The organism is Pseudomonas sp. KB_15 (assembly GCF_052114525.1).
In the GTDB taxonomy this organism is placed as follows: Bacteria; Pseudomonadota; Gammaproteobacteria; order Pseudomonadales; family Pseudomonadaceae; genus Aquipseudomonas.
This window is the reverse complement of sequence record NZ_JBFREX010000016.1, coordinates 23,989-50,200: the sequence shown is the minus strand read 5'-3', so window position 1 is coordinate 50,200 and position 26,212 is coordinate 23,989. Positions and strand designations below refer to the sequence as shown.

The 26,212-nt window shown below is 61.7% G+C and carries 20 protein-coding genes; 19 read left to right on the top strand and 1 reads right to left on the bottom strand.

The features are described from left to right. Positions 1 to 191 precede the first annotated feature (191 nt). A complete protein-coding gene (locus tag AB4Z35_RS15445) occupies positions 192 to 644 on the bottom strand; it encodes a hypothetical protein (RefSeq protein ID WP_442097955.1) in 453 nt (150 codons plus the stop codon). A gap of 321 nt (positions 645 to 965) precedes the next feature. Here AB4Z35_RS15445 and AB4Z35_RS15440 point away from each other — a divergent pair, with 321 nt between their 5' ends. The 19 genes from AB4Z35_RS15440 to tssA all read left to right on the top strand — a co-directional run bounded on the left by AB4Z35_RS15440 (position 966) and on the right by tssA (position 26,212). Further along, a complete protein-coding gene (locus AB4Z35_RS15440) occupies positions 966 to 2,687 on the top strand; it encodes a SulP family inorganic anion transporter (protein ID WP_442097953.1) in 1,722 nt (573 codons plus the stop codon). 58 nt (positions 2,688 to 2,745) lie between these two features. Then, a complete protein-coding gene (ppk2, locus tag AB4Z35_RS15435; RefSeq protein WP_442097951.1) occupies positions 2,746 to 3,561 on the top strand; it encodes a polyphosphate kinase 2 in 816 nt (271 codons plus the stop codon). Between the two features lie 472 nt (positions 3,562 to 4,033). Beyond that, a complete protein-coding gene (gene tssB / locus AB4Z35_RS15430; protein WP_442097949.1) occupies positions 4,034 to 4,537 on the top strand; it encodes a type VI secretion system contractile sheath small subunit in 504 nt (167 codons plus the stop codon). A gap of 33 nt (positions 4,538 to 4,570) precedes the next feature. Then, positions 4,571 to 6,109: a type VI secretion system contractile sheath large subunit gene (gene tssC, locus AB4Z35_RS15425; protein ID WP_442097947.1), complete on the top strand. Its 1,539-nt coding sequence runs from the start codon at positions 4,571 to 4,573 to the stop codon at positions 6,107 to 6,109. A gap of 41 nt (positions 6,110 to 6,150) precedes the next feature. Further along, positions 6,151 to 7,506, top strand: a complete 1,356-nt coding sequence (gene tssK, locus AB4Z35_RS15420) for a type VI secretion system baseplate subunit TssK (RefSeq protein ID WP_442097945.1) — start codon at positions 6,151 to 6,153, stop codon at positions 7,504 to 7,506. Beyond that, positions 7,503 to 8,186, top strand: coding sequence for a type VI secretion system protein TssL, short form (tssL, locus tag AB4Z35_RS15415; RefSeq protein ID WP_442097944.1), 684 nt, complete (start codon positions 7,503 to 7,505; stop codon positions 8,184 to 8,186). The genes tssK and tssL overlap by 4 nt, the downstream gene beginning before the upstream one ends. Positions 8,187 to 8,196: 10 nt before the next feature. Further along, the gene (locus tag AB4Z35_RS15410; protein ID WP_442097942.1) at positions 8,197 to 9,930 is read left to right on the top strand and encodes an OmpA family protein; all 1,734 of its coding nucleotides are present in this window, start codon (positions 8,197 to 8,199) and stop codon (positions 9,928 to 9,930) included. Positions 9,931 to 9,940: 10 nt separating this feature from the next. Next, positions 9,941 to 10,432, top strand: coding sequence for an Hcp family type VI secretion system effector (locus AB4Z35_RS15405; protein WP_442097940.1), 492 nt, complete (start codon positions 9,941 to 9,943; stop codon positions 10,430 to 10,432). A 150-nt stretch (positions 10,433 to 10,582) separates the two neighbouring features. Then, positions 10,583 to 13,228: a type VI secretion system ATPase TssH gene (gene tssH, locus AB4Z35_RS15400; RefSeq protein WP_442097938.1), complete on the top strand. Its 2,646-nt coding sequence runs from the start codon at positions 10,583 to 10,585 to the stop codon at positions 13,226 to 13,228. A 2-nt stretch (positions 13,229 to 13,230) separates the two neighbouring features. Further along, positions 13,231 to 15,654, top strand: coding sequence for a type VI secretion system Vgr family protein (locus AB4Z35_RS15395; RefSeq protein WP_442097936.1), 2,424 nt, complete (start codon positions 13,231 to 13,233; stop codon positions 15,652 to 15,654). Next, complete coding sequence (locus tag AB4Z35_RS15390; RefSeq protein ID WP_442097935.1) at positions 15,651 to 16,451, top strand: DUF4123 domain-containing protein; 801 nt, start codon at positions 15,651 to 15,653, stop codon at positions 16,449 to 16,451. The genes AB4Z35_RS15395 and AB4Z35_RS15390 overlap by 4 nt, the downstream gene beginning before the upstream one ends. Before the next feature lie 5 nt (positions 16,452 to 16,456). After that, a complete protein-coding gene (locus AB4Z35_RS15385; RefSeq protein ID WP_442098005.1) occupies positions 16,457 to 16,978 on the top strand; it encodes a DUF3304 domain-containing protein in 522 nt (173 codons plus the stop codon). Then, entirely contained in the window at positions 16,966 to 19,296 is a 2,331-nt protein-coding gene (locus tag AB4Z35_RS15380) for a T6SS phospholipase effector Tle1-like catalytic domain-containing protein (protein ID WP_442097933.1), read from the top strand. The genes AB4Z35_RS15385 and AB4Z35_RS15380 overlap by 13 nt, the downstream gene beginning before the upstream one ends. A gap of 67 nt (positions 19,297 to 19,363) precedes the next feature. After that, a complete protein-coding gene (locus AB4Z35_RS15375; protein WP_442098004.1) occupies positions 19,364 to 19,855 on the top strand; it encodes a DUF3304 domain-containing protein in 492 nt (163 codons plus the stop codon). A 28-nt stretch (positions 19,856 to 19,883) separates the two neighbouring features. After that, complete coding sequence (locus AB4Z35_RS15370; protein ID WP_407801923.1) at positions 19,884 to 20,141, top strand: PAAR domain-containing protein; 258 nt, start codon at positions 19,884 to 19,886, stop codon at positions 20,139 to 20,141. Continuing rightward, complete coding sequence (locus AB4Z35_RS15365; protein WP_442097931.1) at positions 20,138 to 20,605, top strand: hypothetical protein; 468 nt, start codon at positions 20,138 to 20,140, stop codon at positions 20,603 to 20,605. Before AB4Z35_RS15370 ends, AB4Z35_RS15365 begins: the two co-directional genes overlap by 4 nt. 3 nt (positions 20,606 to 20,608) lie before the next feature. Beyond that, complete coding sequence (locus tag AB4Z35_RS15360; protein ID WP_442097929.1) at positions 20,609 to 21,277, top strand: hypothetical protein; 669 nt, start codon at positions 20,609 to 20,611, stop codon at positions 21,275 to 21,277. A gap of 34 nt (positions 21,278 to 21,311) precedes the next feature. Next, positions 21,312 to 24,629 carry an ImcF-related family protein gene (locus AB4Z35_RS15355; RefSeq protein WP_442097927.1) on the top strand — a complete coding sequence of 1,106 codons (3,318 nt, stop codon included), beginning with the start codon at positions 21,312 to 21,314 and terminating at the stop codon, positions 24,627 to 24,629. Beyond that, on the top strand, positions 24,626 to 26,212 hold the full coding sequence (tssA, locus tag AB4Z35_RS15350; protein WP_442097925.1) for a type VI secretion system protein TssA: 1,587 nt from the start codon (positions 24,626 to 24,628) through the stop codon (positions 26,210 to 26,212). Before AB4Z35_RS15355 ends, tssA begins: the two co-directional genes overlap by 4 nt.

Genomic DNA, 26,212 nt, shown 5'->3' with positions numbered 1-26,212 from the left:
GATCGGAGATCGAGCGGGTGCGGTTCGCAAAAGCGTCAGGACGTTATCAGTGAGTAATGACAGGTTTGTGACCGGGGCTTTTGCCAGTGTCGTCGCTGGACCTGTTTGCACTCACCCGACGCCACCGCTCGCACTGAACAACCGGTGGCACGAGCGGTACCGGGGCGTGGGCCGATCTGGAATGGCCGTGGCTATTTCATCGGCTCTCCTGACTTGATATCCCCGCAAAAAATATCGACGTTGCCATCGGTCGAAGCCGTTCGCACGAGCACCGAATATTCGCCGGCAAGCAGGGTTTGCAACGGGACAGGTGCGGTTCTGGAAAAAGTCCAGCCGCGTATGGGTTGGCGTTCGGTGTTGACGGTGTCGTTCATCGCGTAAGCGACTGCCCCGGGTTGCTGGCAACTGCCTTTATTGATGAAGGAGTAAAGACGCAAGGGCAGGGATGCCCCCATTGGAACACCGCTGACGAAGAAACTGAGCCCGGTTTTCTGRTCATAGCCTGTCAACGTGACGTTGCCGATCTGACCAGTGTTTTGCCGGGTGGCGACCAACGTTACGTTCACACCGTGGTCCGATGAAGTGGCGCAGCCGAAAAGGCTTGCCGTCACCATGAGTGCTGCCACTGAGATTTTGAGCTTCATTGCCAAACTCCTGAGTTGAAGAACTGCAATGGGGGAGTTAGCGGGTATAGCGCATTTATCGCCTTTGTGACGTCGTCCATATAAGGCTTTCTATTTTTGAACGGTGATGTTGGGGCGGCTGTCTCCTTCGCCAGCCATGTGGCGGCGTAGTCGTGCAAACCAGCTACATTTGTAACTGGTCGAGCTTGCGTGAATTGCCTGCTGGCACACGCACTTCGATGCCGACGAAGGTTTGCAATGGTTGCGCGTGCAGTTAAAGGATTGTGCGGTCAGTTGAGCCCACTCATCATCCGCATGGACGATTGGCGACTGGAGTGACTGATGAATCCACAAGGCAGCCATCCGCAAGAGCGGATTCCAGGCACTCCTCGGCGGGGTAGCGTGCGCAGCCTGTTGATCCCGCAATGGCTCGGCAGTTACCGGCCAGACTGGCTGCGGGGTGATGTGGTCGCCGGGCTGACGGCGGCAGCCGTGGTCATTCCCAAGGCGCTGGCGTACGCCACCATTGCCGGCCTGCCGGTGCAGGTCGGGCTGTACACGGCGCTGGTGCCGATGGTGATCTACGCCGTGCTCGGCACGTCACGCCCGCTCAGCGTCAGCACCACGACCACCCTGGCCATTCTCGCCGGCTCCGCATTGGGCCAGATCAGCCCCGATGGCGATGCGGCGACCTTGCTGGCGGCTTCCGCCACGCTGGCCCTGATGGTGGGCGCGATCCTGATCGTCGCCGGGCTGCTGCGCCTGGGCTTCGTCGCCAATTTCATTTCCGAGCCGGTGCTGGTGGGTTTCAAGGCCGGCATCGGCGTGGTCATCGTGCTCGACCAGTTGCCCAAGCTGCTGGGTACTCACATCGACAAAGGCGGCTTCCTGCACAATCTGCTGGCCACGGTCCAGAGCATCGGTCATGCCTCGCTGCCGACGGTGGCGGTCGGTGTGTTCATGGTCCTGCTGCTGGTGGGCATGAAGCGATTTACACCGCGACTGCCTGCACCCTTGATTGCGGTGGCGCTTGGCATTATCGGCATGAGCCTGTTTGGCCTGGAGCGCTTTGGTGTGTCCGCCGTCGGCGTGGTGCCGATCGGGTTGCCCGCGCCAACCCTGCCGCAATGGTCGCTGGCCGAAACCCTGTGGCCTTCGGCGATGGGCATTGCGTTGATGAGTTTCACCGAAACCATCGCGGCAGGGCGCGCGTTCGCCCGCAGTGACGAGCCTGCACCGCAACCGAACCGGGAGCTGCTGGCCACAGGCGTTGCCAACATCGGCGGGGCGTTTCTCGGGGCCATGGTCGCCGGTGGCGGCACCACCCAGACGGCGGTGAACCGCCTGGCCGGCGCCCGTTCGCAACTGGCCGCACTGGTCACTGCTGCATTGGCATTGGGCACTTGCCTGTTGCTGGCACCGCTCATTGGCCTGATGCCCAATGCCACGCTCGCTGCCGTGGTGATTGTGTATTCGGTGGGCCTGATCGAGCCGGCGGAATTTCGCGAGATCATGTCGGTTCGCCGCACTGAATTTGCCTGGGCCGTGGTGGCCATGATCGGCGTGATGCTGTTGGGCACGCTGCAAGGGATCGTCGTGGCGATCGTGGTGTCGTTGCTGGCACTGGCCTATCAAGTCTCGGACCCACCGGTGTACGTCCTCGGGCGCAAGCCAGGCACCAATGTGTACCGGCCGCAGTCCGCCGAACACGTCGACGACGAACACTTTGACGGGCTGCTGTTGCTTCGGCCCGAGGGGCGGGTGTTCTTCGCCAATGCCGAGCGCATCGCCGAGAAGATCCGGCCGCTGATTGATGTGGCGACTCCCAAAGTCGTGGTCCTGGACCTGCGCAGCGTGTTCGATCTGGAATACACCGCGCTGAAGATGCTCACCAGTGCGGAGCAACGCATGAGCGAGAAAGGCATCTCGCTGTGGCTGGTAGGTATGAGTCCGAGCGTCTGGAACATGGTCATCAAGGCACCGCTGGGTCGCAAGTTGGGCGAGGCGCGCATGTTCTTGAATCTGGAACTGGCGGTTGAGCATTACCAGCGCAGTCGGCGCTGAATGAACGCGGCCGGGCGCATTCCGGGCGCGGTGCGAAGCATTGAAGGAGGTAACGGGCATGGCAAAGAAGGCTGCAACGAAGAGCAAACCGGTTGAAAGCGGCAAGCTCAAGAACAAGGTTTATCTCGAGGAACTGGCGCGGCTGCATGTCGAGATGGTCAAGCTGCAGGAGTGGGTGCAGCACACGGGTGCCAAGGTCTGCATCGTCTTTGAGGGCCGTGATGGCGCCGGCAAGGGCGGGACCATCAAGGCGCTGACCGAGCGGGTCAGTCCGCGGGTGTTCCGGGTGATAGCGTTGCCGGCACCGACCGAGCGGGAAAAAAGCCAGATGTATGTGCAACGTTATCTGCCACACATGCCGGCGGCCGGTGAAGTGGTGATCTTCGATCGCAGCTGGTACAACCGCGCCGGTGTCGAGCGGGTCATGGGGTTTTGCAGCGACGAGCAGGTGCGCGCGTTTCTCACCGTGGTGCCGCGAGTCGAGCATGCACTGGTCGAATCGGGAATCATCCTGATCAAATACTGGCTTGAAGTGAGCCAGGAAGAGCAGACCCGACGACTCAAGGCGCGTATCACCGACGGGCGCAAGATCTGGAAGCTGTCGCCCATGGACCTCAAGTCCTATAACCGCTGGTACGACTACTCCCGGGCCCGGGACGATATGTTCGAGGCCACCGACACCGAATTCGCCCCTTGGCGGGTCGCCAACTCGAATGACAAGCGGCGGGCGCGACTGAACATCATCAGCGATGTGCTGCGCAGCATTCCTTACGAGGATGTACCGCGGGCAAAAGTGAAACTGCCCAAGCGCCAAAGTCCCGGTAACTATCGGGATCCGAACTATCCGTTCAAGTACATTGCGGAAAAATTCTAGAGTCCCGCATAACTGTGCTGTTCGTGCCCGGTCTTCAAGGCTCGGGCACGGCAGTCGTGAAATCGCCTCCCCCGCTTTTCCCGAGTTAACCGATCATCCGCTGTCTCAACGGCTATGCCGACCAGCAACTAAAACACGCCAATAATCTTTGTGTAGGAAATTTCCTTAGTTGTGTGGGAAATAGCTATTTAGAGAGTGGGTAAGTTCTGAGTGCAATGTAAGATGCTTCTAAATATTGCTTTGGTGGATGGAATGGCTTTGTAAGATGGTTCACTATTGCATCTGGCAGTGTTTGAGTATTTGTTTCTGCAGTTGCGATCTCCTTTGAAAAGGCTCATCTTTCGCAGCCGAAGCAAACTTGCATACTATGTCCGTTTGTCTGATTGCGTATTGTCGGCTCAACTCCTGAGTTCGATTGTGTAATTGAATTTTTGTAACGCTGTATGTTGCTACAAATATCCAAGGAGGATTTATGGCTTCTGGTAGTTTTCAAAGCGAAGTGCCCAAGGCACGAGTCAACATCAAGCTCGATTTGCATACGGGCGACGCACAGAAAAAAGTCGAATTGCCGCTCAAGTTGATGGTGATGGGCGACTACAGCAACGGCAAGGAACAGCGGCCGTTATCCGAGAGAAGCAAGGTCGCAATCGACAAGAATAATTTCGATAGCGTGCTGGCCGGGTTTTCTCCCGAGGTCAAGCTGGCGGTGGCCAACACCCTGGTGGAGGATGCCGGCGAAACGGCGGTCGATCTGGGTTTCCGGAGCATGAAGGACTTCGAGCCAGAACAAGTGGCTCGGCAAATTCCGCAACTGCGCGCACTGTTGGCAATGCGTAATCTGCTGCGCGACCTCAAGTCCAACCTGTTGGACAATGCTACGTTCCGTCAGGAACTGGAGCGTATTCTCATGGACGAGGCACTGAGTGACGAACTGCGAGGTGAGTTGGCTGCACTGGCTTCGGAGCAAATTCGTTAATTCACCTCGGTTCGTTTAAAGGGAAGTTTAAAAATGTCTATCGAACATTCTCACGCGCAATCGCGCGGCACTACAGTGTTGCCTGAAGAAAACCAAGGCGTGTATGGCGCGTTGTTTGGCAAGATCAATCTCAACCCGGTAAAAGTGCTGGGCGAAATTGAAGTGTTTCAAAGTTCCGAGGCACTGTCGGACGTTTCTGTCGATGAACGTGTGACTGCCGCTGTCAGTGTTTTTTTGAAATTGATCAAACAGTCTTCACGCAAAGTCCGGCGTCTGGACAAGACACTGCTGGATGAACATATTGCATCGCTGGATGCACAAATCAGCCGCCAACTGGACGCCGTGATGCATCACCCGGATTTCCAGCGAGTCGAGTCCACCTGGCGCGGTGTGAAATCGTTGATCGATCAGACCGATTTCCGCCAGAACGTGCGCATCGAATTGCTTGATGTCAGCAAGGGTCACCTGGTCCAGGATTTCGAGGATGCACCGGAGATCGCGCAAAGTGGTCTGTATGTGCATACCTACACCCAGGAGTACGACACCCCGGGTGGTGAGCCGATCGCCGCTGCCATTTCCAACTTCGAGTTCGACCGCAGCCCGCAGGACATTGCCTTGCTGCGCAATATTTCCAAAGTCTCGGCAGCCGCGCACATGCCCTTCATTGGCTCCGTCGGTCCGGCCTTCTTTGGCAAACGCTCGATGGATGAAGTCGCTGCCATCAAGGACATCGGCAACTACTTTGACCGTGCCGAATACATCAAGTGGAAAGGGTTCCGCGACAGCGACGATGCCCGTTACATCGGCTTACTCATGCCCCGAGTGCTGGGCCGTCTGCCGTATGGCCCTGACACCGTACCGGTGCGCAGCTTCAACTACATCGAAAGCGTCAAGGGGCCGGACCACGACAAGTACCTGTGGACCAACGCCTCGTTTGCCTTCGCTGCCAATATGGTCAAGAGCTTCATCGCCAACGGCTGGTGTGTACAGATCCGCGGTCCGCAGTCTGGCGGCGCGGTCACCGGTCTGCCGATCCACTTGTACGATCTGGGCACTGGCAATCAGGTGAAGATTCCCTCGGAAGTGATGATTGCGGAGACTCGCGAGTTCGAGTTCGCCAACCTCGGCTTCATCCCGCTCTCGTACTACAAGAACCGTGACTACGCGTGCTTCTTCTCGGCCAACTCCACGCAGAAACCGGCGTTGTACGATACCCCGGAGGCCACCGCCAATAGCCGGATCAATGCGCGCCTGCCCTACATCTTCCTGCTGTCACGCATTGCCCATTACCTGAAGCTGATCCAGCGCGAAAACATCGGGACCACCAAGGACCGGCGTTTGCTGGAGCTGGAACTGAACAAGTGGGTCGGTGGGCTGGTGACCGAGATGAAGGATCCGGGCGACAACTTGCAGGCTTCTCACCCGCTGCGCGCTGCCAGGGTGAGCGTCGAAGACATCGAGGACAACCCGGGTTTTTTCCGCGTCAAGTTGTATGCCGTGCCGCATTTCCAGGTGGAAGGCATGGACGTCAACCTGTCTCTGGTTTCGCAGATGCCCAAGGCAAAAGCCTGAGTCCTGTCCAAACCCAAACCACTGCGCAGGGATTCGACCTCATGAAAATCGACCGCCCCTTGTGGGCCGCGGGGGCATTGCTGTCCCCGCAGCAATTCCAGCAGCAGGCACGCTGGGAAGCCTGGGCCAATGAGCGTCTGGCTCATCTATCCCTGGTGCACCCCTGGGGCGTCCAGGGCGTCGCGTTTGACCTGGAAGCACTGCGCCTGGGCAAGCTCAAGGCCACTCGCCTGTGCCTGCGCATGCCCGACGGCACCATGATCGACTCCGACCATGTCGATCGACTGCCCCACGGTCTGGAGCTGTCGCGCCTGCTGTCCGACGATATTCAGGCGGCGACATTGGTCCTGGCTTTGCCACTGGAACAGGCCAATGGCAACAACTGCCTGTTCGACGCCGACAAGGCCGATCGACCGACCCGGTATCGCCAGGACTGGCGTCAGGTACAGGACATTTACGCCGATGAAGTGCAATCGATCGGCGTACTGGAACACCTGCTGAGCCTGCGCTTCGATCACGACGAGAACGGTGATTACCTGACCTGCCCGATCGCGCGCCTGGTGCGTGACGGGCAGGGTGCCTGGAGCCTTGATCCTGACTATGTACCGCCGCTGCTCAGTTTCGCGGCGCACCCGGGGCTGTTGACGCAACTGGATAACCTGTTGACCCAGTTGTCCTCCAAGCGTAAGCGGCTGATGGGCATGCGACGGGAGAGTAACCAGCGAATGGCCGACTTTGCCGTGGCCGACGTATCGTTGTTCTGGTTGCTCAATGCCTTGAACACCTACCAGCCGGTATTGGCCGATCTCAAGGCCTGGCCTGCGCGACATCCCGAGCAAGTCTATCTGGAGCTGACAAAACTGGCCGGCAGTCTGCTGACCTTTTCTCTCGAACACGATGTCGAGCAGATTCCGCCTTACCACCACGAACACCTGGAAAGTGTGTTCCCGCCGCTGTTGCGCATGATCTCCACGTTGCTGGAGGCCAGTCTGCCTTCCCGGGTCATCGCCCTGACACTCGAAGAGAGCGCAGCCAACCGTTGGCAGGTCCGACTTGACGACGCCCGTTTGCGCGAGCCCGACAGCGCCGACTTCTATTTGTCGGTGCGTTGCCGCTTGCCAGCCGTGCAATTGCAGAGTCAGTTCCCGCGACTGTGCAAGATTGGTACGCCGGATGAAGTCGATCACCTGGTCAATGCCGCGCTTGATGGCGTGCCGTTGCAGTCCCTCAGCCATGTACCGGCGGCCATCCCCCTGCGTCTGGAAAATCAGTACTTCGCCCTTGATCTCAACCATGCCAAGGGGCAAGCCATTCGGGACCAGGGCATCTGTGCCTTCTACGTCCCGAGCACCCTGGCCGAGGTGAAACTTGAACTGTTCGCGGTACTGCGCGCATGAACCTGATCGAAGCGAAAAAACAGGCCGCAATGACGGTAGACATCGACTCGTTGTTGCAAGACAGCTACCTGCTGGTGGTCGAGTTGCGGCAAGGGGCCTCGGCGCAAAACAGCGATGAGGTCAAAGCGCTTTGCGTAAAGCAGGTCGAGCACGTTCGCCAGCGGCTCATGGATGCCGGCCTGGCACAGCGCAGTATCGACCATATCAGCCACGCTCAATGCGCGCTGCTGGATGAAACCATGCTCAACCGCGCCAACAACGATGAACATTCCCGGTGGGCCAGTGAACCCTTGCAAGCGAAGTTTTTCAATCGCCACCAGGCCGGGGAATTCCTGTACGAGGACATGCGCGAGGTACTGCGTGAACCCGCGCCGGACCTGCATGTGCTGACGACCTTTCAGCGGGTTTTGACCCTGGATTTTCGTGGCCGTTATCGCGATGACAATGACCCCGAGCGCGAACAACTGCTGGCCGACCTGAATGCCCGGGTCGCCCCGCTGAAGCTACGTCAGGCATTAACCGCACCCCTCAGCGCCAGCCATGGAGCAATGGCGCTGCGCTGGTTGCGCTCGCCGCTGGTCAACGTCCTGGCTGCCAGTCTGTTGCTGGTCGGTGTCTGGTACGGGCTCGACCAGCTGTTGAGTGGTCTGGTTGCGACGCTGTTATCCGCGCAAGCCTGAGGTGGAGCCAATGACGCTCAAACTCAAACAAGGGCTTTGGCTGTGGGCAGGTGCACTGGCCCTGATGCTGCTGGCCATCATCCCGCTTGGCGGATGGGGCCGTGTCGCCCTAGCCATGATCGTTGTCGGTTGCGTTGCGCTCGCCTGTGTCCGGGCTGCACGTCAACGGCAGTTACTCGGTCCGGTCGACAACCTGGCGTTGCCACCGGCGGCGTATCGTCATCCAGTGGTACTGGTGTGTGGTGATGGCCTGGCCGGCCTTTTTGGTGAAGCGTGCAACGACCATCCGGCGTTGCACATGACCGAGCAGGGCTGTTACCTGCGGGTCTCCCGTGCGGAACAGCTTCCGGGGTTGACTGACAGTGTCCTGGCCCTGCGTCCCGAGTGGGTTGGCCAGCTCAGCCTGATGTTCATTGTCAACCCGTGCGAGCACACCGATGCCGCGGTGTTGGCCGGCAAAGTGCGCACGTTCAATCACCAGGCCGGGCTGATTCGACAACGTGGCATTGCACTGCCGCTGATGCTCGTCAGCTACCTGCAATCTTCGGCAAGCAAGGGGGCCTGGTTCAGTTGGGAAGCCGGCCAGGATACCTGCAACATTCGTGAAGGGGGGACGTGCCTTGGCCCCAGCGACTGGCATCGGCTGCCCGCTGAAAATGCAACTCACACTCGGCGGTTGCAGGCCAGCGTCCAGCTCAACAGTGCTGCTGCCTGGCTGGATGAATATGTGCTGGCGCACTTCGCCAGCCGTGAAGGTCGCCATCCTGCCGGCCTGCCGCTGGTTTGCGCCAGTACCTTCGTACCGACACTGCCCGGGATGATGACCGGTAATCTGTGGCGGCAATGGCTGCGGGGCAAGACCGGGCTGCCGGACGCGGATGCGCAGGTGCAAGCGCTGGATGCGTCGTTACCGTTCCCTGATCCTTTGCTGAATCTGCTGCCGCTACAGGCTCAGCGTTTGCCGATGCGTCGCGCAAGCGTGATCGCCTTGTGGCTGTTCGCGGTAGCCGCCGTTGTCGCCCTGACCAGCTCGGCCTGGCAGAACACCCTGCTGCTGCGTCAGGTCAGTGATGACCTGCGGCGTTATGCGTCCATTGCCCCGACGGAGCGTCGCGATCAACCCGAATTCGCCCAACGGGAAGAGGCTTTGAGCGTGCTGCGCGAGGACGCCGTGCGCCTCGACAGTTACTACCGTCAGGGCGAGCCCCTGGCGCTGGGCCTTGGCCTGTATCGCGGCGAACAATTGCGCGCAGGGCTGCTGTCGACCATCGCCAACCACAGGCAACCGTCGACGAGCCCGATGCCGGCACGCGCGGCGCGAACCGTACGCCTGGACAGCCTGTCGCTGTTCAGCAGCGCCAGCGCCCGACTCAAGCCGGAATCGACCAGGGTACTGATCGACGCCCTGGTCGGCATCAAGGCCAAGCCCGGCTGGCTGATCGTTATCGCCGGGCATACCGATGCCGTGGGCAGCGACGAACACAATCTGCAGTTGTCCCGTGCCCGCGCGGCGGCGGTGCGTGAATGGATGCAACGCATGGGTGGCATCCCCGACAGCTGTTTCGCCGTGCAGGGCTTTGGCAAGAGCCAGCCCATCGCCAGCAATGACACCGAGGCGGGGCGTCAAGCCAACCGTCGCGTCGATATCCGTCTGGTGCCGGAAGTGGGGGCCTGCGCGCTTCCCGCGGTCGGAGCCGACGTACACCCCCCTGTCGCAAAAGCGGCATTTTTGGTTCTGAGATAAGGAGCTTCACATGGCAACTCCCATACACCTGTGGCTGACAGATGACGGCGGCGCGGACGTTAAAGGTTCGAGCGACGTGCAAGGGCGCGAAGGCAGCATCGAAGTAGTCAGTCAGGATCACGACGTGTCCGTCCCCACCGATGACAACACCGGCAAGTTGACCGGCGCACGGGTCCATGCGCCTTACACGTTTACCAAGGTAGTCGATGCTTCCAGCCCCTACCTTTACAAAGCGGTAACCACCGGCCAGACCTTTAAAAAGGCTGTATTCAAGTTGTATAAAACCAACGAGGCCGGTCAGGAAGTCGAGTTCTTCGTCACCACGCTTGAAAATGTCAAGGTGGTAAAAGTTTCCTCGAAAATGCACGACATCAAGGATTCGACGAAAGCGAAGTACAACCATCTGGAACAGGTTGAGTTGCGGTACGAGAAAATCACCTGGCTCCATAAGGACGGCAACATCGAGCACGATGATTCGTGGAAGGAACGCCACAGGGGGTAACGCTGGACGACCAGCAGGCAGGCTTCTGCCTGCTGGTTCCGGTGTGCTCGGTTGAGCGTCTGCTCGCGGACATTCAACCCAGCCCATCCAGACACTCTACCTGGTCAAAACCGACCACAGGCTGGACTTCCAGCACAAGGATGTTTCCCCATGCCCCATCACTCCACGCGCTTGCTTCGCCGACTCAATCCTTACTGCGCACAAGCGCTCAGCGCGGCGGCTTCGTTGTGTCAAAGCCGTGCCCATGGCCGAATCAGCATCGAACACTGGCTGCTCAAGTTGCTGGAGCAAGGCGAGGGCGACCTGACCCTCATTGCGCGCCGCCATGAGTGGGACATGGATGCGCTTTGGCGCGGCTTGCTCGATCATCTCGACACGCTGCCGCGCAGCGTGCAGGGCAAGCCGCAGTTGTGCGGCAAGTTGCAAAAACTCATCGAGAAGGCCTGGCTGCGTGCATCGCTGGAGGGTAACGACAACCTGCGTTCGGCACACCTGCTCGGCGCATTGCTGGAGAGTCCGGACCTGCTGGCTTGCGAAGCGGCCTGGTCAATACTGGGCCTCAGCGAAATCCAGTTGCAGCAGTTGTTTGCCTTGCTCGACCATCACTCCGAGGAGCGCCCGCAGGTACAACAGCAAAGCGCTTTGGACCTGCTCCCGGTGACGCCGCTCCCCAACGGTGGCGAGCACGATGCCTTGCAAGCGGTGCTGGACAGATTCACCCAGGACGTCACCGACAAGGCGAGGGCAGGGCAGATCGACCCGGTGTACGGGCGTGACGATGAAATCCGCCTGGTCATCGACATCCTCAGTCGCCGGCGCAAGAACAATCCGATCCTGGTCGGTGAGCCCGGCGTGGGCAAGACGGCGCTGGTCGAAGGCCTGGCCTTGCGCATCGCCGAAGGCAACGTTCCGGACAGCCTCAAGTCGGTCAGCGTGCGCACCCTTGACCTGGGCCTGTTGCAAGCGGGCTCCGGGGTCAAAGGTGAATTCGAACAACGTCTGAAAAATGTCATCGACGCTGTGCAGCAATCGGCCAACCCGGTGCTGCTGTTCATCGACGAAGCCCACACCCTGATCGGCGCCGGTAACCAGGCAGGTGGGGCGGATGCCGCGAACCTGCTAAAGCCCGCCCTGGCCCGTGGCGAATTGCGCACCATCGCCGCGACCACCTGGAGCGAATACAAACAGTACTTCGAACGTGATGCCGCGCTGGAGCGGCGCTTCCAGGTGGTCAAGGTCGACGAGCCGGACGACGCCAGCGCCTGCCTGATGCTGCGCGGTCTCAAGGCGCGCTATGCCAGCCATCACGGCGTGCACATTCAGGACGCGGCGGTACAGGCCGCCGTCAGCCTGTCGCGGCGTTATCTCACGGGCCGCCAGTTGCCGGACAAGGCCGTCGACCTGCTCGACACGGCCAGCGCACGCGTGCGCATGAGCCTCGACTGCGAACCCCAGGTGCTGGTCCGGCTCAAGGCCCGGCACGCCGCCTTGGCGCTGGAACAGCAGGCGCTTGAACAAGACGCGCAACTCAATGGCAGCGCCGCCAGCGAACGCTTGACGTTGATCGCCGAACAACAGGCCGAACTGCAGCAACAGCAAAACGATCTGCTGGACCAATACCGTCATGAACTCGACCTGACCCGGCAATTGCTTGACGCACGGCAGGCCGAACCACTGTGCAGCGACCTCTGCGCGCAGCTACAGCAACGGCTGCTGCAGGCCCAGGGCAACCGGCCGATGCTGTCTCTGGACGTCGATGCGCGCAGCGTCGCCGAAGTGATCGCCGACTGGACCGGCGTGCCCCTGGGCAGCCTGCTCAAGGACGAACAGGCCAGCCTGTTGGCCCTGGAACAGCAATTGGCCGAGCGGGTGATTGGCCAGGAACATGCCCTCGGTGCTCTGGCCCAGCGTTTGCGCGCGGCCAAGACCGGTTTGACCGATGAACAGGCACCGCTGGGTGTGTTCCTGCTGGTCGGCACCAGCGGCGTCGGCAAGACCGAAACCGCACTGGCGCTGGCGGACTGCCTGTTCGGCGGCGAAAAGTCGCTGATCACCCTCAACCTTTCCGAGTACCAGGAAGCCCACACGGTCAGCCAGCTCAAAGGTTCGCCACCGGGCTACGTCGGTTACGGCCAGGGTGGCGTGCTGACCGAGGCGGTGCGCCAGCGACCCTACAGCGTGGTGTTGCTGGATGAAGTGGAGAAGGCCCACCGCGACGTGCTCAACCTGTTCTATCAAGTGTTCGACCGTGGCTTCATGCGCGATGGCGAAGGGCGCGAAATCGACTTTCGCAATACCGTCATTCTGATGACCTCCAACCTCGGCAGCGATGAACTGCAAAGCGGTTTGCAGGAACACCCCGACGCCTCCGACAACACGCTGCACGAATGGCTGCGACCGATTCTGCGCGAGCACTTCCAGCCGGCCTTGCTTGCCCGCTTTCAGACTCTGATCTACCGCCCGCTGCTGGCCGATGCACTCAAGCGCATCGTCGGGCTCAAGCTCGCCCGGGTCGCCAAGCGTCTGCAACGCCACTACGGCCTGACCTGCCAGATCGACGATGGACTCCACGCCGCACTGGTCGCCGCCTGCCTGCTGCCTGACACCGGTGCACGCAACATCGACAGCCTGCTCAATCAGCAGATTCTTCCGGTCCTCAGCCAACAGCTCCTGCAACGTCAGGCCGCGAAGCACAAAGCCCTCGGCGTGACCTTGGGCTACAGCGACGACGAGGGCATCACCTTGCAATTTACCGACGCACAGGACGCGTCGTCATCCACTGCCACGGAAGCCTGACCATGAGCACCGCACTGCGCACCTTCTTCGACCATAGCCGCCACAAACTGCAAGTCGACGGCCTCGACACCGCCCTCGACGTCCTTGCCTTCAAGGGCGAAGAACACCTCAGCCAGCCGTTCACCTACACCATCGAATTCACCGCCAGCCACCTCGACCTCGGCGCCGGGCAACTGCTCGGCCAATACGCCCAGTTCAGTCTGCACGCCGCGCCGTCCACCGTGCCCGTGATGGCCTGGGAAGTGCCCAARCCGGYCAAASCGCTGCGCACGTTTTWCGGCGTGATCAGCGGCTGCCAACGCCTGTCCGGCTCGGTCGACGAAGCGCGCTACGAAATCACCCTGCAACCGCGCCTGGGACGGCTCGCCCGCGGCCRGMAAACGCGCCTCTACCTGCAGCAATCGGTGCCGGAAATCGTCGAGAGCATCTTGCGCAACCGCCACGGCTTTCTCGGCCAGGACTTCTTCTTCCGCCTGCACCGCGAGTACCCGCGCCGCGAACAGGTGATGCAGTACAACGAAAGCGACCTGGMCTTCATCACCCGGCTGCTSGCCGAGGTCGGCATCTGGTACCGCTGCACCAGCGACCAGCGCCTGAACATCGACGTCGTCGAGTTCTGCGACGACCAGCGCGGCTACCAGTTCGACGTCGCCTTGCCGATGCGCTCGCCCTCCGGCCTGAGCAGCAGCGGCGAGGACGCCGTCTGGGCCCTGCAAACCCGCCACCAGGTGGTGGAACAGCAGGTCAGTGTGCGCGCCTATCACCCCCGCGACGCCCGCGCCCACCTCGACGGCGAAGTCGACCAGACCCGCGGCGAGCCGGCCGCCCATGGCGCGCCGCACACCTACGGCGAGGCCTACCACTACGCCGAGCCCTACMGCGTGCTCGGCAACGCCTACCACCAGGACGAAGACCTGCTCAGCGAAAGCGGYTWCTTCTACGCGCGYCTGCGCCACGARCGYTACCTCAACCAGCAGACYCACCTCAGCGGCACCAGCAGCAGCGCCACCCTGGCCCCCGGCCAGGTGCTGAACATCAGCGGCGGCGCCCCYCAGGCCTTCGCCCCCGGCGCGGTGCTCACCGGCCTCACCACCCACGCCGCCCGCGACCGCAGCTTCGAATGCCAYTTCCAGGCCATGCCCTACGCCGAACGCCTGTGCTTYCGYCCGCCGATCCCGCCCAAACCGCAAATCGCCGGCACCCTSCCGGCRCGGGTCACCAGCCCCAAGGCCAACGACCCCTACGCCGACATCGACCTGGAAGGCCGCTACCGGGTCAAATTCCTCTTCGACCGCGACACCTGGAAACCCGGCCAGGMMAGCAAATGGCTGCGCCAGGCCCGCGCCTACGCCGGCGACACCCACGGCCTGCACCTGCCGCTGATCTGCGGCACCGAAGTGGCGATCGCCTTCGAACAGGGCGACCCSGACAAACCCTACATCGCCCACGCCCTGCACGACGACCAGCACCCCGACCACGTGACCCTCGGCAAGCGCGACTACACCCGCAACGTGCTGCGCACCCCGGCCAACAATAAATTGCGCATGGAAGACCGGCGAGGGGAGGAGCACGTCAAGCTCAGTACCGAGTWTGGSGGCAAGAGCCAGCTGAATCTGGGGCATCTGGTGGATGGCAAAAAGCAGAAGCGGGGGGAAGGGTTTGAGCTGAGGACGGATGAGTGGGGCGCCATTCGTGGCGGCAAAGGCCTGTTCATCAGTGCCGATGAGCAGGCCAAGGCGCAGGGGCAAGTCCTGGGCATGGAGCCAGCATCCAACCTTATCGAAGGGGCTAAGCAGCAAATCGCCGACTGGCAAACCATTGCCCAAGCCCACCACAGCCGACAGCCTGCCATCGACGGTCTGCACCAACTACAAGCGGACGCCAAGGACCTGTCCGCCCCGGCCATCCTCCTCAGCGCACCCAAAGGCATCGCTGCGGTCACGCCGGCCAGCCTGCTGTTCAGCAGCGGCGACGCGATGTACCTGCAAAGCCAGGACGAAATCAACCTCGCCGCCGACCAGCGCCTGTCGGCACACGCCAGGAAAAGCATTTCCCTGTTGAGCCAGGAGGAAGGCATGCGCCTGGTCTCCGGCAAGGGCCCGCTGGAAATCGAATCCCACGGCGATCTGATGAATCTGATTGCCCAGCAGGACATCACGATGCAGTCGGTGCAGGGGCATCTGCAGTTGACTGCCCAAAAGAGCATCACCCTCGCGTGTGGTGGCGCTTACTTCCGGATAACGGAGGAAGGCGAGATACAGATTCACGGCCCGGGCTTGATCTGCGTCAAGGGTAAGCACCGGATCAATCCCCCGACCAGTGAGGACTTCCCGCTTCCCGAATTGCCCGGTTCGGTGTGCAAGGAGTGCCTGAAGAGGGCGCAGGCCGCCGCGCTGGGCTTCGTACCCAGGGGGGCACAGGCATGACCTCTGTCCGAAGCGATACCTGGATCGAACTGCTGGAAGCTTGCTGTGCCCAGTCTTCCATTACCTGCCTGGACATCATCATTGACCAGGCCGCCAGCAACGCGCCGATGCTCGGCAGCGTGCTCAGTGTCGAACCTTCGCTGCCCTGGCACTCGTTGTTCAGCGAGTTGCCGGAGGCCGGTGCCGAGGAGCTGGCGCCGTTGCTGGTGCGGGTTGATCTGGCGGTCCCCCTGCAACGGCAATGGCTCATCGGCCTGATGCAAGCCCTGAAAGGGCGCTCGCAATTGCTGGTGCTGGCCTCCAACTGGCCGTTCCAGGCGCTGGCCGAATACCTTGGTCGATGCCTGGAAGCACAGAGCGGCGGATATCCGGGTCTGCTGCGCTACTACGACCCGCGCCTGTTCCCGTTGTTGTTCAGCCATGTGCTTGAACCCAATCAGCAACGCCTTCTGCTACGCCCGGCGGTGTTCTGGAGCTGGCTGGATCGCGATGGCCTTCCCCAGCGGCTGGCGGGTGCCTGCGATGAACCTGCATGGCCAGAAGAACGGCGCCCCATCGTCCTGAGCGACAGCCAGCTGGAAACCCTTGGCTGTGCCAGCGATGCCACCTCGGCGATGGTGAATCTTGGCGAGGCATTGCCGCCGCAATTGAGTGCCGAGCAGCAGTTTCAGACGTGCTACGCAGCCATGCTCGAGGCTACCCAGGCCGGATTGATATCCACCACTGAGCGTGAAGCCTACACCCTCGATCGGTTGCGCAACGCCTGCGTGCCCCTGCCCAGCGAACCCAGGAAATGAACCTCATGCGCACATTCATAAACCATCGTTTTCGCGTCGCCATGCTCGGCACGCTGGTAGGCCTGTTGCTCGTGCAAAGCGCCCACGCCGGCACGCTTGAAGCGGTCAATCACACCCATTGGGCCATCAACCGCTTCAGCGTTGATGGTCGCTCGGGGATCGACATTGTCGGGCCGTACCAGGGCGGGGGTGGGGGGTGTTGTTACGTTGCTCCGTCGCGGTGGCAACCGGGGATGACGGTGCGTGTTGATTGGGAGACTGGAGCCGGTAGTTCAGAGGGTTTTCCCGGATTTGGCGATTGGGATAATTTTTTGATTTGGAAGAAAGAAATAGAGTCGCAAAAGCGCCGTCACAGCAAAGTCGTCCCCATCCCAGACTACACCGGCCAAAAAACCTGCGGCCTCACCGTACATTTTCTGCCTTGCGAAAAGCTTCAGGTCACCACCTCTTGTTACGCCTACGGCAATCCCGAATACCCGATCAAGACACCACTGCACCTGCCGGAGCCTCAATCATGCCCGAAGTGAAACATGCCAGCGTCTGCTATCTGCCAGCGTTCCCGCTGGAGGGGCGTTTGCCTCGCCGAGCGCAGCAGGTTCAGCAAAACCTCCATCGTCAGCGCCAGCCGGAGCGGGACTACCATGACGCCCTGTGCCTGGCCGCCGGCCGCCGCGTGATGGCGCCGTGTAGCAAGACCTTGCACATCAGTCTGTTTTTCGACGGCACCGGCAACAACCTCAACAACGACCTGTACGAATCCGCCATCCCGCACCCGACCAATATTGCCCGGTTGTTTCGCGCGACTATAGGCGACGGCCATGCCGGCGGCACTGCGCACAGCGACAAAGCCCGGCGGTTGGTCGATGCGGCGGGTACGGGCTATGGCCAGTATTACAAATACTACATGCCCGGTGTAGGTACACCTTTTGCGGAAGTGGGTGACCTGGATTACACCTTTCTGGGGCTGGGCGTCGCCCGATACGGCGAGGAGCGGATCAGCTGGGGCCTGCTGATGATCATCGATGCCCTGCGCCGCGCGCTGGGCCTGCCACGGCTGGACGACGCCAGCCTGATGGCCTCGGTCAAGGCCATGGGCACCCTGTCGGGCGTCGAATGGGCGAGTGGCTTCGGCAACCGTTACCGCGAATTCAACAAACAGTTCGCGGCCATCGCCAAACCGCTGCGCATTGCCTTGAGTCAGCCGCAGCCCGGCATGTCGAAGCTGTTGGGCATCCGGCTGTATGTCTATGGTTTTTCCCGCGGCGCGGCAGCGGCGCGGGCATTTGTCAGTGGCTTGAACCAGCTGTTATCGGGTGAGGCATCGACGCCGTCGCTGACGCTAATGGATTTGACACTGCCCGTCAGCGTGGAGTACCTGGGGTTGCTGGATACAGTGGCTTCGGTGGGTCTTGCCGATATTGTGCCGGGGGCGAACGGGCATATGAGCTGGGCCGATGGCAATCAGCAGTTGCCCGGTGGCGAGCTGGTCAAGCGCTGTCTGCATCTGGTGGCCAGCCATGAGCAGCGATTGTGTTTTCCGTTGGAGTCGATCCGGCGTGCGAGCGGTGAGTACCCGGTCAATTGTGAGGAAGTGATTTATCCGGGGGTACATTCCGATCAAGGAGGGGGGTATCCGCCCGGAGATCAGGGCAAAGCCATTAGCAAGGACAACATCGAAGGCGATGGTCTGCTGCTGTCGCAGATAGCTTTGCACGACCTCTATGCCGATGCCTTCGTGCATGGTGCACCGTTAAAAGTACCAAAGGATGCTTTGCCAATAACGCTGCGCGATGAGCTTTGGAGAGCGATGGAACCAGATGTGGTGCTTGAGTTCATCGTTGCTCCAACTCTCGTCCACCGCTTTAACGCCTGGCGCCAGCTAACGCTGGGGCTTCCATCTGTTTCCCAACCCCTGTCCATCGAACAGACCGAACGCTACCACCCCATCCCGGCCAACGACACCCTGGAACAAGCCGTTCGCGATCAATTGGCCTGGATCACCGCCTGGCGCATCGACCGCTACGCCTTTGCCAGTTTGTTGGAAACGCCTTTCTACCGTCAGGCCAGCGATACCCAGGCCGATAAAACCGTCCGCAAAGAGGCAAAGGAAAAACACAACAAAAAACAGGCTGCCGTCGAAACGCGCCGTAAGCAACAACAGACCCGCGAACGCATCTCCGGTACCCCCAAAAAACCTCTGGAGCCCGGACTCCCGGACTTCGATGCCGACATGGCGCAAACCCAATTGCGCGAAGCGGCTGAAGAGTTCAGTGCGCACTACCGTCGCATTGGCGTGCAGGCTTCCCCTGCGGCAAGTGTGGCAAGACTGGTGCTCTTTCCGGTGTTGCTCCCGAGTGTGATCACCGCCGTGGCGCGGGCAGAGCGCGAGCAGATGAAAGCGGCAGGACAACTAAAGGTCAGCCAGTTGTTCCCGCCACCGCAATACGAGAGAAACCACCTCAATGAAAATTTTCGCGGCAACGTCGACGAAAGCCGCAACGCCGCTCAACCAGAAGGACTGCTGCGCGCGCTGTTCGACGATCAGGTCCACGATTCTCGTGCCTGGTTTCTCTACGAGCTGATGGGGCGAGAACCCTTCGGCAGTTACTTCATCGAGCGCATGGTGTTTTTTGGTGATACCGGCAAAAGGGACTTGGCGCTGTACGGTGAAAACGATGCCGCAACCCTGGCGGATGCCACTGCTCGGCCTGCCACTGACACTGCCCGTGCACAGCAGCCACCACTGACGGATCCCCAACGCCTGGCCGAGGTCCACCAGGCCATCGATGCCATCTGGGAAGACTTTTACGCCAAGGTTGGTGAGGTGAACGATGGGCAGGTTTGATCCGGTTTTTCGACACTCAATAAAAAAAGCAACCCCCAGAGGCAAGCTCAATTCGCGCCGCGCACGAATGGGCGTCCTCGGTGGGCTGGTCGCCGCCATGCTCATGCAAGGGGCCCAGGCCGGCACGCTTGAAGCGGTCAATCACACCCACTGGGTGATCAACCGCTTCAGCGTTGATGGTCGCTCGGGGATCGACATTATCGGGCCGTACCAGGGCGGGGGTGGGGGGTGTTGTTACGTCGCACCGTCGCGGTGGCAACCGGGGATGATGGTGCGTGTTGATTGGGAGACTGGGGTGGCTTATTCCGATGATTTCCCCGGTTTTGCTGACGAGGCAAAATACGATGCATGGCTCGACAAAATCGATGCACAAAAACGCAAGCACACCAAAGTCGTCCCCATCCCAGACTACACCGGCCAAAAAACCTGCGGCCTCACCGTGCACTTCCTACCCTGCGACGAGCTTCAGGTCACCACCTCCTGCTACGCCTACGGCAGCCCCGAATACCCGATCAAGACCCCGTTGCATTTGCCGCAGCCGCAGTCATGCCCAAATTAATCTGCATCAACACTCGAGAGGTGAAGCAATGAAGCCGGTAATACGTCAGGGAGACACGCTGCACGAATATGGAGGCGAAGTGCTGGAGGGGCTTTACGAGTGTTACGGCAAGCCCGTTGCCTGTCAGGGCCATGCCGTGCGCTGCAACCTGCACGGCCCAACCGAGATCGCTGAGGGTAGCGATCTGCTGCATTACGACGGTCGCCCGGCGGCACTGGATGGCCATCGCTGCAGGTGTGGATGCACGTTGGTCAGCTCAATGCCCGATGCGCTGGTGTCCTCATGAATACGGCTCCGAAATTCGATCCCTATCCATTGGAACGTGCGCCTGATTTTCCATGGTGGTATGCCATCGGCGCAGGTCTGTTTGTATTGGCGTGCGCTGGCGCTATGCAGCTGGACTTTGGATCTTTTTACAATCCAGTTATGCGATTTCTGCTGATTGCGAGCGTGTTGGCGCCATGGCTACTGATATTTCTGTTGCGTGTGTTGTTCTACCGACTCAATCGCCACAATTCGCAATGCTATGCCGAAACGTCCCAGCAGATACAACAAGCCTGGTGGGTACGCCATCGCCAGACGGTGGCGCTGATCGAGGCTGTGTTGGTGGGGGGAGGCAGCAGCGATCCGGAGCACAGGCAAGCCCTGTTCAGTGCGGACCACCAACCCCCGGCACCTGCAATGACGCCGGACGGTGCGACGATTCGCCTGCTTCAGGTGTTCGGTGACGAGGTCGTCGAGCGCGAATAGCAGTTGGCGAAGTTACTGGTTTTACAGTGGCAGGCACAACGACCTGAGCCGGGCCCATTACAGCCTTTGGCTTGCTACTGGCAAGGGTCCCTGTCGGCTTGGCAAGCCTTTGTCGAGCAGATGGGGAAAACCTTTGCGCAGGTTCAACTGCCCGAGCAACCCGAATCCTGGCAGGGGATTGATAGCCTGGATTCGATCATAGACCGAATGCAGGGCGCCCCTTCGGATGCACGAATTCTTTGTGCCGGCTGCCAAACTTTGCCGGCTCGGCCGGACAGTCGCCTGCCGGCGGGGGAGGCCGCGGTGCTTTGGCTGTTCGGCCAGGAAGGTGGCTTGCGTTTTTCTCGAGGCGAATGGTTCGACGCCGAAACTGAACTTCTGCCAACGGTGGCTGAGCGTGCTCTGCAACAGAGCGAGATAACGTCACCTCCGCAAGCCTGTGTGTCGTTCTCCCAGCCGGATGTGCCAAGTCTGTCACTCCACGGCTGGAACACCAAACAGAACGTACAAGATGCCAACTTCGGCGACCTGGAAGGCCTGCAGACCATGGTCGTCCAGACCCTGGCTGCCTGGTACGTGGAGCAACATCAGGTGCCCTGTGCCTGGTTGGCGAACGATCCTCATCACACCCTGGCCCTTGGAATTGTGAAGCCCGATGACTCAAACAGTTGAATCTCCGAAACTATCCCCATGGAGTACTGCGTTATTGCTGGCAGTGGTCCTGGCTCTGCTGATTGCAATGGGAGGAGTGGTCTGGTGGTTGTGGAATGGAGCGCAACCTGTCACTCACAGCGTGTTGCTGGATTTGCTGCTCAAGGGCGCATTGCTCTGGACGCTGCTGTTCGTCATGGCGGTGTTGACCTGGCAGATTGTGCAGAACGGGATACGCAAGCTTGTGAGCGGCTCCCAGAAGTTGCCGCCTGCGCCCCCCGTCGAGACTGATGCGCAAAAACAACAGGCAGAAATGAGCGAGGAGCTGCGCGAGCAACACGGCCTGCTCTGGCGGTTCAAGGTTCGTGTGTTCCTGGTCGTCGGCGAACCCGAGCAGATCAACGCCATCGCCCCCGACCTGGCCAAGCATCATTGGCTGGAAGGTCACGACACCGTCCTGCTCTGGGGCGGTAGTACGCAAACCGCTGCCAGCGACAGGGTACTGAACCTGTGCCAATGGCTGAGTCGCTGGCGTGCCCTCGACGGCGTCATCTGGGCCCTCAACAAACCACAAAGCGCCGACCCCCGCGCCATGGAACACGGCATACGCCACCTGCAAACCCTGGCACGCAAGCTGCGCTGGCAGCTACCGCTGCACCTGTGGCAGGTCTGCGACAGCCAGTGGAAACAGGACCAGCGCCCGACCCAACCGGTCGGTTGCCTGCTATCCATGCCCGTGACGCCGCAGGCGGTGGAAGGCGCGCTGGACAACCTGGTACAACCCCTGCGCTACGCCGGCTGGTTGCAGATGCAAGACTCGGCGAATAACGATTTTCTGGTACGCCTGGCCCGCGATCTGCAGGTCGAGGGCATTGCCCGCTGGCGTCAGGCGTTGGCGCCGATATTTCGTATCTTTGCCCGGAGCGTGCCGTTGCGCGGCTTGTGGTTCAGCCTGCCGTTGCCGGGCGGCGCGGAAGATGCCGGGCGTCTGTGGCATGTCACGCCGCCCTGGGAGGGCGTGCTCGGCGACAAAGCCGTGCACCGTCGCCGCCTGGGCTGGGGCGCCGTGCGCATCGGCTACGCAACGGCCCTGGCCCTGATCGCCGTGTGGGGCGCCGGCCTGCTGCTGTCGTTCGCCACCAACCGTGTGCAGATCGCGCAGGTTCAGACCGTATTGACCACCCTCGAACAATCCCAAAGCGTCGATGAACAATTTCTGGCGTTCAACGAACTGGTCCGCGAACTGGCGCGCCTGGATTACCGTGTCGAACACGGCACGCCCTGGTACCAGCGCTTCGGCCTGAACCAGAACGATCAACTGCTGGCCACCCTGTGGCCGCGTTATGTCGAGGCCAATAACCGGCTGCTGCGCGACCCGGTCGCGGCCACTCTGCAGCAACAACTCAACGCGCTGCTCAAGCTCGCGCCGGACAGCCCCGAACGCAGCAAGCGTGCCGGTGTGGCCTACGCCCAGCTCAAGGCCTACCTGATGCTGGCGTGGCCGGAAAAAGCCGACGCGGCTTTCCTCGCGCAAACCCTCGGTGCAGCGCAACCGCTGCGAGCCGGAGTTTCGCCGGGACTCTGGCAGGGCCTGTCGCCGACCCTGTGGCAGTTCTATGCCGAGCAACTGCCGGCCCATCCGGCCTGGCGCATCGAGGCCGACGCGCGGCTGGTGGCCCAGGCCCGGCAGGTGCTGCTCGGTCAACTCGGCCAGCGCAATGCCGAGGCCAGCCTGTACCAGAGCGTCCTCGACGGCGCGGCCAATCATTATCCGGCTCTGAGCCTGCCACAGATGGTCGGCGACACCGAGGCCTCGGCGCTGTTCGCCACATCGGCCGAAGTGCCCGGCGTGTTCACCCGCCAGGCCTGGGAAGGCCAGGTGCGGCCGGCCATCGCCGCCATCGCCGAGGCCCGTCGCGAGGAGATCGATTGGGTGCTCAGCGACAATCCCGCCAGCCTCGCTGTCGAATTGAGCCCGGAGCAACTGCGCGAGCGCCTGACCGAACGTTACTTCCAGGACTACGCCAATGCCTGGCTGGACTTCCTCAACCACCTGCGCTGGCAGCCGGTCGACAGCCTCGGCGAGGTGATCGATCAACTGGCGCTGATGAGCGACGTGCGCCAGTCGCCGCTGATCGCCCTGATGAACACCTTGGCCTGGCAGGGGCAGGCCGGCACACGCGGCCAGGCCCTGGGCGATTCGTTGATCAAGTCGGCGCAGAAGCTGATCGCCCAGGACAGCGTGCCGCCGATCGAGCAGTCGCTCGGCGGTCCTGGCGGTCCGCTGGACGCCACCTTCGGGCCGTTGCTGAGCCTGCTGGGCAAGGACGCCGAAAACAAAAACGACAGCGAGCGCCTGAGCCTGCAAGCCTTTCTCAACCGGGTCACGCGGGTGCGCCTGAAGCTGCAACAAGTGAGCAACGCGCCCAGCCCGCAGGCGATGACCCAGGCCCTGGCGCAGAGCGTGTTCCAGGGCCACAGCGTCGACCTCACCGACACCCAGGCCTACGGCAGCCTGCTCGCCGCCAGCCTCGGCGCCGAGTGGGACGGGATCGGCCAGACCCTGTTCGTGCAGCCGCTGGAGCAGGCCTGGCAACGGGTGCTGCAACCGTCGACGGCGGGCCTCAACCGCCAGTGGCAACGGGCGATCGTCAACGACTGGCAGGGCGCCTTCGCCGGCCGCTACCCCTTTGCCGCCACCAGCAGCGATGCCTCGCTGCCGATGCTCGGGCAAATGATCCGCGCCGACTCCGGGCGCATCGAACAGTTTCTGCAGCAGCAACTGGGCGGGGTGCTGCGCAAGGAGGGCAGCCGCTGGGTGGCCGATGCCCGGCACAGCCAGGGCCTGCGTTTCAACCCGCAGTTCCTCAGCGCCGTCAACCAGCTCAGCCACCTCGCCGACGTGCTCTACACCGACGGCGGCATGGGCCTGAGCTTTGAGCTGCGGGGCAAAGCCGTGCGCGACGTGGTGCAGACCACCTTCGTGCTCAACGGCGAGAAACACCACTACTTCAACCAGAAAGAGCGCTGGCAACGCTTCAGCTGGCCAGGCTTCAGCAGCCACCCGGGCACCAGCCTGACCTGGACCAGCGTCAACGCCGGCGAGCGCCTGTACGGCGATTACCAGGGCACCTGGGGCTTGATCCGCCTGCTCGAACAAGCCCGGGTCACGCCACTGAATGACAGCGACAGCCAGTACCGCGTGCAGCTCAAGGCGCCGGATGGCATCGACCTGACCTGGAACCTGCGCACCGAACTCGGCGCGGGGCCGCTGGCGTTGCTCAAGTTGCGCGACTTCAAGTTGCCGGCGCAGATCTTTCTCGGCGAGGGCACTAACGCGCAGCCCTATGCGCAGAACGGGAGTTACCCATGAGCCTGCTCAAATTGATCACTCGTTGCCTGGGCGAACGTGACCCTCTATCACTTGCCCGCACCGAAGCCGATCGCTGGCAATCCTGGTTGCAGCCCATCAGCACGCAGTCTCCGGTCGGCGAGGATCCGGGGTACGACGATGATTTCCAGCATATGCGTGAAGAGGTCAACAAGCTCTCTGGCGCGGATGTCGACGAGGTGATCCAGCTGGCGCAGAAGCTGATCAGCCAGCGCTGCAAGGATTTGCGCGTCGCCACTTATTACCTGTGGGCGCGGCTGCAGAAGGATGGTGAGGCGGGGTTGGCCGATGGCCTGAGTCTGCTGGCCGCGCTGGTCGAGCGTTACGCCGGCGACGTGCTGCCCGTACGGTCCAATAGCCGCAAGATGGCTCTTGAGTGGTTGACCAGCGGCAAGGTGCTGGACAGCCTGTCGCTGTACCCGGAAGTGGTCAAGGCCGAAGCGGAGCGCACGGTGGCGGCGCTGGCCTGGCTGGAGCGTGGGCTGGAGGCCTGGCCGCAGGATCAACGGCCGCAACTGGGCGCGCTGTATGGGGCGTTGTCCGCGCGATTGGCGCAGTCCGGCGGGGTGGATGCGCTGGTGCCGCAGAACAGTGCCAGTCGTGAGTCCGGTAGTCCGGCCAGCACACCGGGCGCCACGGTCATCCAGTCCGGACGCGATCTGCTGGACAGTGGCCGGACCCTCGCAGGTTATCTGCGCGACCAGCCACAAGGCTGGCTGGCGGCGCACCACCTGATGAAGAGCCTGCGCTGGGATACCTTGCACCAGGCACCACTGCAGGACGCCAGCGGCATGACGCGCCTGTCACCGCCTCGAGGCGAATCCAGGGCGCAACTCAAACGCCTGTATCTGCAACAGAGCTGGAGCGAATTGCTCGATCAGGTCGAGCGGACGTTCGCCGAGGGCGTCAACCACTTCTGGCTGGACCTGCAGTGGTATCTGGTCCAGGCCCTGAGCAAACAACCGGCACCGCAGGACGGTTGGGCCGACATCGTCAAGCGCGACCTGGGCATGTTTCTCGAGCGCCTGCCGGGGCTGGAAGTGTTGAGCTGGAACGACGGTACGCCTTTTGCCGACGAGACGACCCGTGAGTGGATCAGTCAGCACGTCAGCGGCAATCAGTCCCGGCAGTGGTTGCCCGCACCGGCCCCGGCGGCGGTGTTTGCCGATGTTGAGATTCTGTCGCTGGAGGCCGAGGCACTGGCGCAGGCCGACAGCGACGGTGTCGAGCATGCGCTGGCCTGGCTGGCCGAGCGCCCCGGCATCCATACCGGCCGCCAGCGCTGGCTGCTGCGCCTGTTGATGGCGCGAGTGGCCGAGCAATGTGGCAAGAGCGACCTGGCCATGCATCTGCTGGGTGAACTGGATGCCACGGCCCAGCGCCAGGCGTTGGCGGACTGGGAGCCGGAGCTGAATTTCGAAGTCAAGGCACGCCTGCTCAAGCTGACACGCTTGAAGGCGCAGCGCAGTGATGCCGACAAGACCACGCTGGGTCAGCGCATGGAGGTGTTGCTCGCGGCGCTGGTCGCCATTGATCCGGTACGCGCCGCGGTGCTGTGCGGTTGA

Bases quoted from the DNA above. Each gene is read 5' to 3' on its own strand.
- tssL (WP_442097944.1), top strand. From the start codon at position 7,503: ATGAACCTGATCGAAGCGAAAAAACAGGCCGCAATGACGGTAGACATC.
- AB4Z35_RS15410 (WP_442097942.1), top strand. From the start codon at position 8,197: ATGACGCTCAAACTCAAACAAGGGCTTTGGCTGTGGGCAGGTGCACTG.
- tssH (WP_442097938.1), top strand. From the start codon at position 10,583: ATGCCCCATCACTCCACGCGCTTGCTTCGCCGACTCAATCCTTACTGC.
- AB4Z35_RS15440 (WP_442097953.1), top strand. From the start codon at position 966: ATGAATCCACAAGGCAGCCATCCGCAAGAGCGGATTCCAGGCACTCCT.
- AB4Z35_RS15375 (WP_442098004.1), top strand. From the start codon at position 19,364: ATGGGCGTCCTCGGTGGGCTGGTCGCCGCCATGCTCATGCAAGGGGCC.
- AB4Z35_RS15405 (WP_442097940.1), top strand. From the start codon at position 9,941: ATGGCAACTCCCATACACCTGTGGCTGACAGATGACGGCGGCGCGGAC.
- tssK (WP_442097945.1), top strand. From the start codon at position 6,151: ATGAAAATCGACCGCCCCTTGTGGGCCGCGGGGGCATTGCTGTCCCCG.
- AB4Z35_RS15390 (WP_442097935.1), top strand. From the start codon at position 15,651: ATGACCTCTGTCCGAAGCGATACCTGGATCGAACTGCTGGAAGCTTGC.
- ppk2 (WP_442097951.1), top strand. From the start codon at position 2,746: ATGGCAAAGAAGGCTGCAACGAAGAGCAAACCGGTTGAAAGCGGCAAG.
- AB4Z35_RS15370 (WP_407801923.1), top strand. From the start codon at position 19,884: ATGAAGCCGGTAATACGTCAGGGAGACACGCTGCACGAATATGGAGGC.
- tssC (WP_442097947.1), top strand. From the start codon at position 4,571: ATGTCTATCGAACATTCTCACGCGCAATCGCGCGGCACTACAGTGTTG.
- AB4Z35_RS15380 (WP_442097933.1), top strand. From the start codon at position 16,966: ATGCCCGAAGTGAAACATGCCAGCGTCTGCTATCTGCCAGCGTTCCCG.
- tssB (WP_442097949.1), top strand. From the start codon at position 4,034: ATGGCTTCTGGTAGTTTTCAAAGCGAAGTGCCCAAGGCACGAGTCAAC.
- AB4Z35_RS15385 (WP_442098005.1), top strand. From the start codon at position 16,457: ATGCGCACATTCATAAACCATCGTTTTCGCGTCGCCATGCTCGGCACG.
- AB4Z35_RS15365 (WP_442097931.1), top strand. From the start codon at position 20,138: ATGAATACGGCTCCGAAATTCGATCCCTATCCATTGGAACGTGCGCCT.
- tssA (WP_442097925.1), top strand. From the start codon at position 24,626: ATGAGCCTGCTCAAATTGATCACTCGTTGCCTGGGCGAACGTGACCCT.